Source organism: Bacteroides sp. DH3716P, from assembly GCF_025914115.1.
Lineage (GTDB): Bacteria > Bacteroidota > Bacteroidia > Bacteroidales > Bacteroidaceae > Bacteroides > Bacteroides ovatus.
Window position 1 is genome coordinate 2163206 of record NZ_CP083673.1, and the last position, 15726, is coordinate 2178931.

Genomic DNA, 15726 nt, shown 5'->3' on the forward strand with positions numbered 1-15726 from the left:
TGCCTTCTCTTATATGAAACTTGAATTTATTGTATAGATTGAATAAAATGAAAACTCAACTTATAACTCTGTCTCTGCTGTTCCTCGGTCTCACTGCCGGGGCACAGCAGCCCTATCTTAGCCGGGAAGCTTACCGGGATAAAGTGGAAGCTTACAGTCAAATTCTGAAGCAACAGAAACTAAAGACGATGGCAAGTACGGAAGCACGGAAGATTGCTCACACGGGATTCTTGCCCAAAATTGATATCAATGCGGACGGGACCCTCAACATGAGCGACCTTAGCGCATGGAACGAACCGGTAGGCGAATACCGCAACCATACCTATCAAGGTGTATTTATCGTCTCGCAACCGTTGTACACGGGCGGAGCACTCAACGCCCAACACAAGATTGCCAAAGCGGATGAAAGGCTGAATCAACTAAATGAGGAGCTTACCATCGACCAGATTCATTATCAGAGCGATGCGGTTTACTGGAATGCTTCTGCTTCACAGGCTATGTTGCAGGCGGCGGACAAGTATCAAAGTATTGTGAAGCAACAGTATGACATCATTCAGGATCGTTTTAACGACGGTATGATTAGTCGCACGGACTTATTAATGATTTCCACCCGGTTGAAAGAAGCGGAATTGCAATATATCAAGGCGCGTCAGAACTATACGCTGGCGCTGCAAAAGCTGAATATCCTGATGGGAGAAGATCCGAACAATCCCGTAGACAGTCTGTACACGATTGACACGGCTTCCGCTCCGGTGCAGATCCTTTCTCTGGAGAATGTACTGCAACGTCGCGCGGATTATGAAAGTACGGAGGTGAATATCATGAAAAGTCAGGCGCAACGCAAAGCGGCTCTTAGCCAGTTCAACCCGCAATTGAATATGTATTTCAGCGGCGGATGGGCTACAGCAACACCTAACCTCGGTTATGATGTTTCTTTCAATCCCATCGTCGGCATTAACCTGAATATACCGATCTTCCGTTGGGGAGCCCGGTTCAAAACAAACCGTCAGCAGAAAGCGTATATCGGCATACAGAAACTGCAACAAAGTTATGTGACGGATAATATCAACGAGGAACTTTCTGCCGCCCTGACCAAACTGACGGAAACGGAATATCAAGTGAAAACCGCCAAAGAGACTATGAGTCTGGCTAATGAAAATCTTGATTTGGTTTCTTTCTCGTATAATGAGGGAAAGGCAAATATGGTGGATGTGCTCTCCGCGCAATTGTCATGGACACAGGCGCACACTAATCTGATTAATGCGTATCTGTCGGAAAAGATGGCGGTAGCGGAATACAGAAAGGTTATCAGTGAATAAATTTAGAAACAAAAGAAACTTGTTCACAAAGTCTTAGTCTTATAAAAGAAATCGTCCTGTTATCACGTAACCGTGAAACAGGACGATTTCTTTTTATATCATAAGGACTACAAAATACCGTTTTGCTTCAGGATATCTTCTATTTCCTTATCTGTGATATTTGCACGTTCTGACTTATCATAAATAGTGAGCAATTTTATCTCTGTATCTATTTCTGTCCAGATTATCGTATAGGTTATCACCCGTGCACCTCCACTTTTACCTTTATTTTTCGAAGTTATCGCTATACGTATTTTACGAAGATTATTGCCCAAACTGACTCCTTGTTCAGGATTTAATAACAAATCATTTCCAAAATTCCTAAGATCTTCTTTCAACGATTTATACCGTTTTGACAAATGCTTCATTTCCCTTAAAAATTCGAGGGTAACGCTTATTCTATATTTCATTAAGGGCATCATCTAATGACTTAAACTCCAACTTACCCTCCAGATTCAGTTTCAGTTCCTTACACGCCTGATCTAAGCTTGCCAGAATCTCCGCCTTTGTCTGGTAGGGAGCTGCTTCCTCTGCGACAACATTCGTTTGCTCTTCTTCACAACTCAACATCGATTTCACTCTCCGCAGAATAGCGACATCATCCACATCCAGAATCCGCCGAATCAGTTCGTTCTTTTCGGCTTCCAATGACATTGCACTCATACGCTTGCTATTTTTACTGTTATACATTCACACAAAGATAACGCTATCAAACGAATCTTCCAAGTGTGAATGTATAAAAAGTCTTTTTCAGGCAGGAATTATCTTACGCAAGGAAGGAGATCAACACACCCGCAGCTACGGCAGAACCGATTACTCCAGAGATGTTGCTTGCCATGCAATACTGCAATACGTGATTCTTCGGATCGTATTTCAAAGCAATCTCATTGGCTACACGGCTCGCCATCGGAACGGCACTCAAACCAGTGGCGCCGATAAGCGGATTGATTTTTTTCTTCGAGAAGAGATTTACCAGCTTCACAAAGAAAATACCACCGGTTATAGAAAGTGCAAATGCAAGGAATCCACCGATCACAATACCGATTGTTGTCCAGTTGAGGAATGCTTCGGCTGTCATCGTTGCTCCTACGGACAGTCCGAGGAAGATGGTGGCAGCATTCATGATACTATTGGAAGCGGCATCGAACAAGCGGAATGTGTTGGTTCCGATTTCTTTCACCAGATTACCAAACATCAACATACCCACCAAAGGCACTGCACTTGGCACGAAGAGGGCAACAATAGTAGTTACCACGATCGGGAAGATAATCTTCAACACACGCAGGTTCTTGATTTCAGTCTTCGAAGGGTACTTCTTTTCCTGTTCTTTCATGTTGATGCTCAACTCTTTCTTCGTACAGAACAGTTTCACTACCAGCGGAATAATCACCGGAACGAGCGCCATATACGAATAAGCGGCAATGGCAATCGGGCCCAGCAAATGCGGCGCCAGTTTGATGGTGGTAAAGATAGCTGTCGGACCATCCGCGCCACCGATAATGCCCAGAGAAGCGGCTTCCTGTGGGGTGAATCCCATCAGGATGGCTACCAGCAATACGGTAAAGATACCCAACTGTGCAGCTGCACCGAATATAGAAAGATGCAGGTTACGCAACATCGGCCCGAAGTCCGTCAGCGCACCGACACCCATAAAGATGATCGGAGGCAGGAAACCAGTTTTAATCAACATATAGTAGATGAAGTTCATGATTCCCAGTTCGTGGGCAATGTCATGCAAAGGCATTTCCCAGATGTTCTTCAACACTCCGTTTACCATCACCATACCATTTTCGTCGGCCTGAATCACGCCCATATCTCCTCCGGGGAAGTTGGCTAGCAACACACCGAAAGCGATGGGGACAAGCAGCAACGGCTCGTACTGTTTCTTAATACCCAAATAGAGCAGAACGAACGCGATGGCATACATTATCAGGAACTGCGGTTCGGCAATGATATTGCTGAACGCAGTCATGTCATATAAGTTCTCAAATATTTCGTTCATTATCCTATCTTCATTAATACGTCATCTTCTGAAACAGCATCTCCCGGGTTGACACAGATAGCAGTCACTGTACCGCCAAACTCTGCACGGATGGCATTGTAGGTCTTCATCGCTTCTACATAGCAGATTACATCACCTTCTTTCACAGTGTCACCTACTTGCAAAGGAGTTTCCTGCGCACCTTTCACTAAGAAGAACTTGCCTTCCAACGGAGAAAGTACTTCTTTACCCTCTCCTGCCGGAGCAGCGGCAGCACCCGCAGGAGCAGCAGGTAGTTCGGTATCACCGTATGCTACCGTCACACGATAGGCCTGTCCGTCCACTTGTACGGTCAGTGTCTTCGGTTTGGCATCTTCTTCCGGAGATTTATCTTTTTCGGCACGACGTTTGACCACGTCTTCCAGGAAGTCTTCTTTTGCTTTGCCACTCTTGTAAGCCTCATATTGAGCCGGGTGCATAGCATATTCGAAGAGTTCTTCGTCGTCCTGTCCCACTTCCCATTTGTTCTCTTTCATCAGTTTGCGATATTTGTCGAGAGCATCAGGATAGTTATTCTGTGGATCACCTTCAAAGAACTTACGGCCTTCACGCTCTGCCTTTTCAATGATTTCGGGAGCAAGTTTGCCCGGCAGACGTCCGGCTTTACCCAGAATCATATCCCAGATATCATCGGCAATCATTCCCCAACGTTCTTTTCCTTTTTCCATAGCCATCACATTCATCATGGCGAGGTTCTTCACGTATTGGCTGAACGGAGTCACCAATGGAGGATAACCGACACGAGGCCATACGTATGCCACTTCATCAAACAGCTTGATAAGAAGCTGGTCTTGCGTCATAAACGGCAGATTGTGTTTTGCCTTATATTTATTGATTGATTCCAGATTGGATTCGAGATCGGCCATCAAACTACCCATCATACCGCCGGGAAGTCCGGGAGCAATCAGCAAAGAGTTCATCAGACGGTTTTTCGGGCTGATATACAAGCCGAGGAAGTCGTCCATAAATTCCTGAATCATGCCGCGCACTTTCATGTAGGCTTCCATATTGATTTCGGGCACTTGATATCCGGCGTCTTTCAGCATTGCCTGCACGCTAAGCAAGTCAGCGTGGCCTGTTCCCCAGGATAGCGGTTCCATGCCTACGTCGATGTAGTCACAACCGGCTTCACATACTTCGAGGATGCTTGCCATATTGAATCCGGGACCTGCATGACTGTGATACTGAACGGGGATTTCGGGATGTGCCGCCTTGATATTTGCTACAATCTTACCTAACGATACGGGACGACCGATACCTGCCATGTCTTTGATACAGATTTCGTCTGCTCCCAGTTTGATGAGTTCCAGCGCCATATTGGTGTAATACTCTACGGTATGGATAGGCGAATGAGTGATGCAAAGCGAGCATTGCGAAATCATGCCTGCTTCCTTTGCGTATGTGATGGAAGGAGCGATGTTACGCACGTCGTTCAATCCGCAGAACGTACGGGTAATGTCTGTTCCTTGTGCTTTCTTTACTTTGTAGAATAATTTGCGGACGTCTGCCGGAACGGGGCTCATACGGAGTCCGTTCAGTGCGCGGTCGAGCATGTGGGTTTGAATACCGGCTTCGTGGAACGGTTTTGTCCATTCGCGTACCGCTTTATTCGGGTTTTCACCAAACAATAAATTTACCTGTTCAAAACCTCCGCCGTTTGTTTCTACGCGGGCAAAACAGCCCATTTCAATGATGGCAGGAGCTACCTTTACGAGTTGGTCTACACGAGGTACGTATTTTCCGGCAGATTGCCACATATCTCGGAAAACCAAACTAAACTTTACTTCTCTTTTCATGTCTTTCAGTGATATTCTTTATAGATTTATAATTTTTCTACTTTTGTGATTTTTCCTTTACCTTGTGTCACCACATTTACAGCAGCTGTAATGGCGGCTAAGATGTTTCCCGGAACAGGGGCAGGACCTTGCGATGCTTCCCGCTTCACAGGAACCACTTCTTCAGGAGCATACTTGTTGACTAATGTAATCAACAACTTACCTAAATAAATCACAATCAGCAGAATAACAAATACGGTAGCCATTCCGACCACCATCAGCAGGATCGCTGTTTCGATATTTTCCATATAATAAACTATTAGTATTTTAAGTTGTTCGTCTAAAAAGCGTCCGAAAATACCAATTTTTTATTATAAAATAAATTAAGAAAGGAATATAATGTATAAAAACGTCATTTCTCTGATTGGAAAACTGGGGAAGTTTAATGATTTATGATTTATGATTTATAATTTATGATTTATGATTTAGCGTGCCATCCACATCTAAACTAAATTCCCATTTATCTTATTTACTATCTGCTTCTATTGCACAACCCAAATAGTAAATGGTAAATAGTCCAATAGTAAATCGTCCTATCTATCGTTCCTACAAAAAAAATGTGAGAGAAAGCCCCTCAACTTTCTCTCACACTCTGATAAAACAATTATTAAATAAAAATACTCAATGATAGACCGGTTCAGCCCTTTTCTGGTTTCATACTCTCTTAACCTACTATTAAACTACCAGATAAAACCGGCCTTGTTAAACCTCTCATGCGCCATCACGGCTTTCATTCTTTTAATTAGCGTAGCAGTCTAGTTGAAAAAACCTTTTTTAAGCCAACTAAGTCTGTTTAATCGGAAAAAACAAGCCTCTAAAGCTCATATCACGTCCGATGAGGGAATCTTTCCGGCTTACGTTTGTGGCAGGAATAATTCATCTGCCGCTGTCTATTGTTTGCTTTGAGCCCTAGTTTGCATTTCTTTTAAAACATTGTTTGTTTTGGGTTAAATTTAAATTTTATAAAAAGCATCTATTGTTTGTTTTGAGTTTAGCTTGTAATTCTCTATAAAACATCTATTGTTTGTTCTGAATCCCGGCCTTATTTCTGCCGGATAATTTCTAATTTCTTCTACAACATTTAATCTTCTAATCAATTCTACCGTTTTCTTCAAATATCATTAAATAGCTCATCTATTAGAAAGAGAAGCATCCGTTGTTTTTTTACCAAGAAAAAATGAAGAAAATTTGAAGAAAATTTGAAGAAAAACAAAAAAGCCTCTTCTGGATAGTCAGAAGAGGCTTTTTTTATTGCAAAATAATTTCTTTCCCTCGAATTTGATAACTGATTCCACACGATCCGAAGACTTTTTCCAGTGTGGCGTTCAGGTCTTTCGTTAAGACCGTCCCGTCGTAGGTCAGCCCCTCGCATTTCTCATGCCCGACGACTGTTACCTCAAATATATGCTCAATATCTGCCACTACATTTATTAGCGGATCGTCTTCATACCCCAACACCTCGGGGAACTCCGATTCTTCTGCCTTTTTCTCTACCGGCACAATCTTGTTCTCATCGCAATGAACGCTTTCCCCGGCAAGCAATGTACGCTTACCTACAGCAGTCTCGACTTGCACACTTCCTTCCTCACAGTTGACGGTCATCTTCTTTCCTTGCTGATCGATGAGGAATTTCGTTCCCAGTACGGTTACGTCGCCGGCTTCTGTACGGACCGTGAATGTCTTGCCTTTGGTTACGTTAAAAGAGGCTTTACCCAATAGTTGCAATTTGCGCTCCCAAAGCCATGTGATATGATTGTAAGTCAGGCGGGAATTTTCCATCACCTGCACAGTACTGCCATCCGGCAATTCATAGTTCATAGCAGTGTTATCAGTCACCACCTTTTCTTCTGCCAGGAAGTAACCGCCTATCCCCAAAAGAAGGACAACTGCCGCTGCCACTCCCCATGAGAAAGAGAAACTTCTCCCCGCACCTTGCTTTCTTCTCCGGCTTAAGGCGATCTTATGGCTCTCCTCACGTTGCAACTTCAGCTTATCACCTATTTCTTTTTTACGAGAAAAGATTTCGCCAACCAGAGGAAGTTTTCCTTCTTCTAAGTATTTATCTAAAGATTCTGTCCACTTTTCCATATCTCACACCTCAATTAAAAATCCACAAATTAGCTGCTACCAACAACAAGAAAGATTTGCTCATACGCTCCCGCAAACTGGAGATAGCCATATGAGTAGTATTGTAAACCGTACGTGAAGTGAGTCCCATCACCTGGGCTATTTCTTCCGGACTCATCTTCTTATAATACTTAAGATACAATACCTCCCGCTGTTGCTTTGTCAAATTGTTCAGCTCTTTCTGCAAAACTTCCAGCTGTTCTTTTTCTAACTCTGAACGGATAATAGCAGTTTCAATATCAATCTCCAGATCAAACTGATATTCATTTGTGCCTACTTCATCCAGTGATTTTAATGAGCCACTATTCTCCTTTTTCAGTTCGTTCACTATCATGTGTCTCAACGAAACACATAAGTAAGCGGGTATGGATTGAGGAGCCGTGCAAGTTTCTCTTTTCTCAAAGATGTAAACAAACAACGACTGTATCGCCTCGGTTACCAGAGTCTCATCACCGGCTATCTTCATGCCATATCCATACAGTAAATCTGCATATTGCTCATAAAGCTGCCGGAATGCCTCTTCATCCCCTTGCTGAATTTTATCCCAGGATAGTGTCTTCATTTCTATTCACTCATTTATATGAGATATGTTTTTCCTTTTTTTACCTGATTTTTTAGTTAAAATCAACGGAATATGTTTTAAAACTCACTTGTAAAGTGGAATTTGATGTGTTTAAAGTCCATCTGCGCCATCTGAAGTACATAACCGGAGTCTGCCAGGAACACATCGCGCCCTTCTCTATCCTTTGCCATATACTGGTATTTACGTTTCTTGAAGGCTTCCAGTTCTGCGGGATCATCGCTTTCTACCCAACAGGCTTTATAAAGACTTACCGGTTCCCAGCGACAGGACGCATTGTATTCATTCAACAAACGGTACTGAATGACCTCAAACTGCAACTGTCCCACCGTACCGATAATCTTACGGCCATTGAACTGATTGACAAACAACTGTGCCACACCTTCATCCATCAACTGATCGATACCTTTCGCCAACTGTTTCTGCTTCATCGGATCGGCATTTTCAATATACTTGAACATCTCCGGCGAGAAGCTCGGCAATCCGCGGAAATGAAGCATTTCACCTTCTGTCAGCGTATCGCCAATCTTAAAGGTACCATTATCCGGCAGACCGATAATATCTCCTGCATAGGCTTCGTCAATCGTTGTTTTACGCTGTGCCATAAATTGAGTGGGCGATGAAAAACGCATGGTCTTTCCATGACGAACGTGCACATAGGGAGCATTGCGGACAAACTTGCCGGAGCAAATCTTACAGAATGCCACACAAGAACGGTGATTGGGATCAATATTGGCTGTGATCTTAAAGATGAATCCGGTGAATTTCGGTTCGTCGGGATTCACTTCACGCTCTTCTGCCTGTACGGGACGAGGACTGGGAGCTATCTCCACGAAACAGTTCAGCAGCTCTTGCACACCGAAGTTGTTCAACGCTGATCCGAAGAATACAGGTGCACAGTCTCCTGCGAGATAGGATTCCGAATCAAATTCGGGATAAACACCTTCGATCAGTTCCAGATCACCACGCAGCTTGTCTGCCAATGGCTTGCCAATCTGCTGATCCAGTTCTTCCGTATGAATATCGACTGCCACTTTTTCCGTTACCATCTGTTTGGATGGCTGGTACAAGTCCAGTTTCTGTTCGTAGATGTTGTATACTCCTTTGAAACGTGCTCCCTGCTCTATCGGCCAGGACAAGGGACGAACCTGAATCATCAGTTCTTCTTCGAGTTCATCGAGCAAGTCGAACGGATCTTTTCCTTCACGGTCCATTTTGTTGACGAAGATTATTACCGGAGTCTTTCTCATGCGGCATACCTCCATCAGTTTACGCGTCTGCGTTTCCACCCCCTTCGCACCGTCTACAACGATGATAACACTGTCTACAGCAGTCAGTGTGCGGTATGTATCTTCAGCAAAGTCCTGGTGACCCGGAGTATCGAGAATGTTGATTTTATAATCCCGATAGTCGAACTCCATCACGGAAGTCGTTACCGAAATACCACGTTGTTTCTCGATTTCCATCCAGTCGGACGTAGCCGTCTTTTTTATCTTATTACTCTTTACAGCACCTGCTACCTGTATCTGACCACCGAAAAGCAATAGCTTTTCCGTCAATGATGTCTTACCGGCATCCGGATGCGCAATAATGGCGAACGTTCGCCGTCTCAAAATTTCTGTATTATCTGCCATATATTAATATGAATGAAGAATGAAGAATGATGAATGATGAATGATGAATGATGAAAGAAGAATTGTTACGCTATCTATAAAGCCGCATCGAAATTCTTCATTCTTCATTTTTCATTCCTAATTTTATCAAGCATTGTTTGAGGCTCTCCTCCCAATGAGGAATCTCTATATCGAACGTTGTTTTTATTTTTGTTTTATCAAGCACGGAATATGCCGGGCGGTTTGCTTTCGCGGGATATTCGGCTGTATGCAAAGGTTTCACTTTGCAGGTGGTTATTCCTGCCAGACGATGAATAGCTACCGTGAAATCATACCAGGAACAAACTCCCTCATTGCTGAAATGGTAGATGCCGCGGACTATACCTTTATTTATAATGGTATAGATGGCACGTGCCAGGTCATTAGCATAAGTCGGGGTTCCGATCTGGTCGAAAACAACTCCCAGACTGTCACGCTCTTTTCCAAGACGGATCATTGTCTTCACAAAATTATTGCCGAAAGTGGAATAAAGCCATGCAGTACGGATTACGACTGCTTTCTCGCAATAATTCATCACGTCATATTCTCCTTCCAGTTTGGTGGTGCCGTATACGGAGTCCGGACAAGGGTCGCAATCCTCCGTATACGGAGTGTGTGCAGTACCGTCAAAGACATAATCGGTAGATACCTGTATCATGGCGGCTCCGTTGAATTGTGCCGCACTTGCCAATTGTTTCGGTGCTTCGCAATTCAATTGATAGGCTAGTTCCGAATTATCTTCCGCTTTATCTACGGCCGTATATGCGGCACAGTTCACGACAAGCTCAATCCGCTTCTCTGCGATATAAGCCCAAACGGCTTGCTTGTCACAGATGTTAAGCTCCTCTACATCCGTGAAATAATACGTATGTTGCGGGTTCTCTTTTGCAAGCACCTGCATCTCATTGCCAAGCTGACCGTTGGCACCCGTTACCAAAATTCTCATTTATTCATCCAGTTTTAATTCACCTTTACGGTCTTTATCATAATAGTTTGCCAACATAGAAAGGAAACTAGTGATAGCTTCCACTGCCTTAGCAGTACCTTCACTGATAGGCTTTTTTTGAAGACGAAGCAGGAGCACTCCATACAACGCCTCAAAACAGGTCTCCAATTCGGGCTCGTCTTTCTTGCCGTTTTTATTCCGTAATTCTACTATAAACGGCAATGCCTTGAAATAGGCGGCACTGTAAAAAGGAAATTTAGGAGAAGAAGCCAATGCGTTATGCAATTCTGTCAGATTGATAATCACATTCTTATTAATCTGCAAATGACCTTTTTCCCGTACTCCTTCCTCACTCATCATCGTAATCAGGTTGGTATACCATTCTCTCATGGCAGGCTGCTGATCTGCCGGATAACGGGCAATTATATTTACCTCCATCTCTTCCGGTTCACAATGATTGGCGCGGATCAAGTCTTCCTCTTGCCACATATATATAAGGTACTCGGCAATATTCTTCTCTTTCAGTTGTTGTGCTATCTGATTCATAAGTTATCTCTTAATAAAGTGATTCTCCCAACAAAGTAAAAATCAGTCCGGCAAGGGATACCAGCATTACGATACTTCCTACAACACGATTCAGTATCCAGATACCACGTAAATTGAATTTAGTGCGCACCTTATTCACAAAATAAGTGATACCCAACCACCAGGTCAATGCTCCTATAGCAATTGCAAGATATCCCGTGATCTCTTCAAAGACCAGCACCCCCGGCTGCACAAAGGCAAAACGGGCGAAAAGTCCGATAAACAGAAAGATTATCAAGGGATTGGAGAGAGTGACGAAAAATGCGGTAATAAAGTTATGGAAATAAGAACCTTTGCTGGAGGAAGCCGGACGAATGGACTGCACCGGGTTGCTACGAAAGGTATATATACCAAAAAGGAGTAGCATGATGCTCCCCAATAATTGCAGATAGAAAATATTCTTATTAATATAATCGAACACAAAGCTCATCCCGTAGCCGGTGAGCAAAGCGTATGCTATATCGCTCAAAGAGGCTCCCAGACCTGTTACAAATCCATACCAACGCCCCTTATTCAAAGTCCTCTGGATGCATAATACGCCCACCGGACCGAGGGGTGCGGACACAACAACGCCAATAATAAAGCCTTTCACTAATATATCGAATATTGTCTCTATCTGAATCATGTCGCAAATATCGCACTTTTTTGTGATATGGGGATAGTATATTAACGTTTTTTCCACACAAGAATCACTATATATAGCGATAATAAGTAAAACGTACATCGAAAATAAACATATTAAATAAGGTATAGGAATTTATTCTCTATTTTTTTCCTACCACCAACGAAATTGATTATCTTTGCGCCACAGAAAAAGAGAAGAGTTTCTCCTGCAGGAACTTCAATCGTAAAATCGTAAATCGTAAAATCGTAAATATACAACATGATTCTTTTTTTCAGAACCCCTTCCAAGAGCGTGATTGCCGTAGAGAGCAACCATCAGCTCACCCCTGACGAAAGTAATAAACTCTGCTGGCTTTTTGGCGAAGCCGTGATGGAAAGTGAAGAAAACCTGAAAGGCTGTTTCGTTGGCCCACGCCGCGAAATGATCACTCCCTGGAGTACAAACGCAGTAGAAATCACCCAAAACATGGGGCTCGAAGGCATAAGCCGCATCGAGGAGTACTTCCCTGTTAAGGACGAAAATGCCGATTACGACCCGATGCTCCAACGCATGTACAAAGGACTCGACCAAAACGTATTCACGACAAACCGTCAGCCGGAACCAATCATCTACATTGAAGATCTCGAAGTGTACAACGAAAAAGAAGGTTTGGCTCTTTCCAAAGAAGAAATGGACTACCTGAAGAAAGTAGAAAAGGACCTCGGACGGAAGCTGACCGACTCTGAAGTATTCGGTTTCGCACAAATCAACTCCGAACACTGCCGCCACAAAATTTTCGGCGGAACGTTTATCATCGACGGCGTAAAGCAGGAATCTTCCCTGTTCCAGATGATTAAAAAGACTACACAGGAAAATCCGAATAAAATAATCTCTGCTTATAAAGATAACGTAGCCTTCGCTGAAGGTCCGGTTGTGGAACAATTTGCTCCGGCAGATCATTCAAAACCTGATTTCTTCCAAGTAAAGGACATCAAGAGTGTTATCTCACTGAAAGCGGAAACTCATAACTTCCCTACTACTGTTGAGCCATTCAATGGTGCTTCTACCGGTACCGGCGGTGAAATCCGCGACCGTATGGGTGGTGGTAAAGGTTCATGGCCGATTGCAGGTACTGCAGTCTACATGACTTCTTATCCACGCACAGAAGAAGGACGCGAATGGGAAGAGATTCTTCCGGTACGCAAATGGCTATACCAGACTCCGGAACAGATTCTAATCAAAGCATCCAATGGTGCTTCCGACTTCGGTAACAAGTTCGGCCAACCGCTGATCTGCGGTTCGGTACTGACTTTCGAACATACAGAAAACAAAGAAGTTTATGGTTACGACAAAGTAATCATGCTTGCCGGTGGTGTTGGTTACGGTACACAACGCGACTGCCTGAAAGGCACACCGGAAGCTGGAAACAAAGTAGTGGTTATCGGTGGTGACAACTACCGTATCGGACTGGGTGGCGGTTCCGTATCTTCTGTTGATACCGGTCGTTACAGCAGTGGCATCGAGTTGAATGCCGTGCAACGTGCCAACGCAGAAATGCAAAAACGTGCCAATAACGTAGTACGCGCTCTTTGTGAAGAAGAGGTGAATCCGGTGGTTTCTATCCATGACCACGGATCTGCCGGACACGTAAACTGTCTGTCCGAACTCGTGGAAGAATGTGGTGGTTTGATCGATATGAGCAAGTTGCCTATCGGTGACAAGACTTTGTCTGCCAAAGAAATCATCGCTAACGAAAGTCAGGAACGTATGGGTCTGCTGATTAAAGANCTCCAATGTACGTAGTCGGTGAAACAACCGGTGATCATCGTTTCGCTTTCCAACAGGCTGACGGTGTACGTCCGTTCGACCTTGCCGTAGAACAGATGTTCGGTTCTTCTCCCAAAACCTATATGGTAGACAAGACCGTAGAACGTCATTATGAAATGCCGAAATACGAATTGTCTAAACTACATGAATATCTGACGAATGTATTGCAGCTTGAAGCTGTAGCCTGCAAAGACTGGTTGACAAACAAGGTAGACCGTTCGGTAACAGGCAAAGTGGCTCGTCAGCAATGTCAGGGTGAACTTCAGTTGCCGTTGAGCGACTGCGGTGTCGTAGCACTCGACTACCGTGGCGAGAAAGGTATCGCTACCTCTATCGGACATGCTCCGCAAGCAGCATTGGCTGATCCGGCTGCCGGCTCTATTCTTTCTGTATCCGAAGCGCTGACCAATCTTGTTTGGGCTCCAATGGCGGAAGGTATGGATAGCATTTCACTGTCTGCCAACTGGATGTGGCCTTGCCGCTCTCAAGAAGGTGAAGATGCCCGTCTTTACACAGCTGTAAAAGCTTTAAGCGATTTCTGTTGCGCGCTGCAGATCAATGTTCCTACCGGAAAAGACTCTCTATCTATGACACAGAAGTATCCGAACGGCGAGAAAGTGATTTCTCCGGGAACTGTGATTGTTTCTGCCGGTGGTGAAGTTTCCGACGTGAAGAAAGTGGTATCTCCGGTATTGGTTAACAATGAAAAGACTACGCTTTATCATATTGACTTCAGCTTCGATGAACTGAAACTGGGTGGTTCGGCTTTTGCACAATCTCTGGGTAAAGTTGGTGACGAAGTACCTTGCGTACAAGATGCCGAATATTTCCGTGATGCTTTCCTTGCCGTACAGGAACTTGTCAACAAAGGATTGATTCTTGCAGGACACGATATCTCTGCCGGTGGTTTGATCACTACATTGCTCGAAATGTGCTTCTCTAATGTAGAAGGCGGTATGGAAATCAGCCTCGACAAGATGAAAGAACAGGATATCGTTAAGATTCTGTTTGCTGAAAATCCGGGTATCGTTATCCAGATCAGCGACAAGCATAAGGATGAAGTGAAGAAGATTCTGGAAGATGCAGGCGTAGGCTATATAAAGCTGGGTAAACCGACTGACGAACGCCACATTTTGGTATCTAAAGACGGTGCTACTTACCAGTTTGGTATCGATTATATGCGTGACGTATGGTATTCTTCTTCTTACCTGCTCGACCGCAAACAATCTATGAACGGTTGCGCAAAAGCACGTTTTGAAAACTATAAGATGCAACCTGTTGAATTCGCTTTCATGCCGGAATTCAAAGGTAAGCTTTCTCAATACGGTATCACTCCGGATCGTCGTACCCCAAGCGGTATCCGTGCGGCTATCATCCGTGAGAAGGGTACAAACGGTGAGCGCGAAATGGCTTACTCACTCTATTTGGCAGGTTTCGACGTAAAAGACGTTACAATGACCGACCTCATCAGCGGACGCGAAACACTGGAAGACGTAAACATGATCGTTTACTGCGGTGGTTTCTCTAACTCCGATGTACTGGGTTCTGCTAAAGGATGGGCAGGCGCATTCCTGTTCAACCCGAAAGCTAAAGAAGCATTGGATAAATTTTATGCACGCGAAGATACATTGTCATTGGGTGTCTGCAACGGTTGCCAGCTGATGATGGAACTCAATCTTATCAACCCGGAACTGAAGAAGAAAGGAAAAATGCTACATAACAATTCACACAAATTCGAATCACGCTTCCTTGGTCTTACTATCCCGACTAACCGCAGTGTGATGTTCGGCTCTTTAAGTGGAAGCAAACTGGGTATCTGGGTAGCTCACGGAGAAGGAAAATTCTCTTTGCCATATGACGAAGATAAATATAATGTAGTAGCGAAGTATAGCTATGATGAATATCCGGGCAATCCGAACGGTTCCGATTATTCTATCGCAGCACTGGCCAGCGCAGACGGACGCCACTTGGCTATCATGCCTCACTTGGAACGTTCCATCTTCCCATGGCAGAACGGTTGCTATCCGGCCGACCGCAAGAACAGCGATCAGGTTACTCCATGGATAGAAGCGTTTGTCAATGCCCGCAAGTGGGTGGAAGCGAAAATGAAATAAATCATTTCCATATTTTACAGAGGCTGGTACTTTAAATAGTGCCAGCCTCTTATTTTA

Annotated in this window: 12 protein-coding genes and 1 pseudogene; 2 read left to right on the plus strand and 11 right to left on the minus strand. The window is 44.1% G+C overall.

The features are described 5' to 3' along the window. Positions 1-47: 47 nt before the first annotated feature. The gene (locus KQP79_RS07810; protein WP_165863208.1) at positions 48-1319 is read left to right on the plus strand and encodes a TolC family protein; all 1272 of its coding nucleotides are present in this window, start codon (positions 48-50) and stop codon (positions 1317-1319) included. Positions 1320-1426: 107 nt separating this feature from the next. On the opposite strand, the gene KQP79_RS07815 is transcribed toward KQP79_RS07810, so the two are convergent. From KQP79_RS07815 to KQP79_RS07865, 11 genes are all read right to left on the minus strand, one after another. Further along, positions 1427-1768 carry a type II toxin-antitoxin system RelE/ParE family toxin gene (locus KQP79_RS07815; RefSeq protein ID WP_004300933.1) on the minus strand — a complete coding sequence of 114 codons (342 nt, stop codon included), beginning with the start codon at positions 1766-1768 and terminating at the stop codon, positions 1427-1429. Further along, positions 1758-2021 (minus strand): hypothetical protein, encoded by a 264-nt coding sequence (locus KQP79_RS07820; protein ID WP_004304421.1) that lies wholly within the window; start codon positions 2019-2021, stop codon positions 1758-1760. The genes KQP79_RS07815 and KQP79_RS07820 overlap by 11 nt, the downstream gene beginning before the upstream one ends. Positions 2022-2124: 103 nt before the next feature. Next, entirely contained in the window at positions 2125-3360 is a 1236-nt protein-coding gene (locus KQP79_RS07825) for a sodium ion-translocating decarboxylase subunit beta (protein ID WP_004300937.1), read from the minus strand. After that, positions 3360-5195 (minus strand): biotin/lipoyl-containing protein, encoded by a 1836-nt coding sequence (locus KQP79_RS07830; protein WP_004300939.1) that lies wholly within the window; start codon positions 5193-5195, stop codon positions 3360-3362. Before KQP79_RS07830 ends, KQP79_RS07825 begins: the two co-directional genes overlap by 1 nt. Positions 5196-5221: 26 nt before the next feature. Beyond that, complete coding sequence (locus KQP79_RS07835; RefSeq protein ID WP_004300941.1) at positions 5222-5482, minus strand: OadG family protein; 261 nt, start codon at positions 5480-5482, stop codon at positions 5222-5224. A gap of 1000 nt (positions 5483-6482) precedes the next feature. After that, entirely contained in the window at positions 6483-7322 is an 840-nt protein-coding gene (locus KQP79_RS07840; RefSeq protein ID WP_234120661.1) for a FecR family protein, read from the minus strand. Between the two features lie 10 nt (positions 7323-7332). After that, positions 7333-7923, minus strand: coding sequence for an RNA polymerase sigma factor (locus KQP79_RS07845; RefSeq protein ID WP_008025991.1), 591 nt, complete (start codon positions 7921-7923; stop codon positions 7333-7335). Between the two features lie 77 nt (positions 7924-8000). Beyond that, positions 8001-9575, minus strand: coding sequence for a peptide chain release factor 3 (locus KQP79_RS07850; protein ID WP_008025990.1), 1575 nt, complete (start codon positions 9573-9575; stop codon positions 8001-8003). Positions 9576-9672: 97 nt separating this feature from the next. Beyond that, positions 9673-10539 (minus strand): dTDP-4-dehydrorhamnose reductase, encoded by an 867-nt coding sequence (gene rfbD, locus KQP79_RS07855; protein WP_015533027.1) that lies wholly within the window; start codon positions 10537-10539, stop codon positions 9673-9675. Then, a complete protein-coding gene (locus KQP79_RS07860; RefSeq protein ID WP_008774797.1) occupies positions 10540-11085 on the minus strand; it encodes a DUF4924 family protein in 546 nt (181 codons plus the stop codon). A 10-nt stretch (positions 11086-11095) separates the two neighbouring features. Further along, a complete protein-coding gene (locus KQP79_RS07865; protein ID WP_061448644.1) occupies positions 11096-11749 on the minus strand; it encodes a LysE family translocator in 654 nt (217 codons plus the stop codon). Between the two features lie 258 nt (positions 11750-12007). Here KQP79_RS07865 and purL point away from each other — a divergent pair. After that, positions 12008-15669, plus strand: a pseudogene (gene purL / locus KQP79_RS07870) (phosphoribosylformylglycinamidine synthase). The last annotated feature ends 57 nt before the right edge of the window (positions 15670-15726 follow it).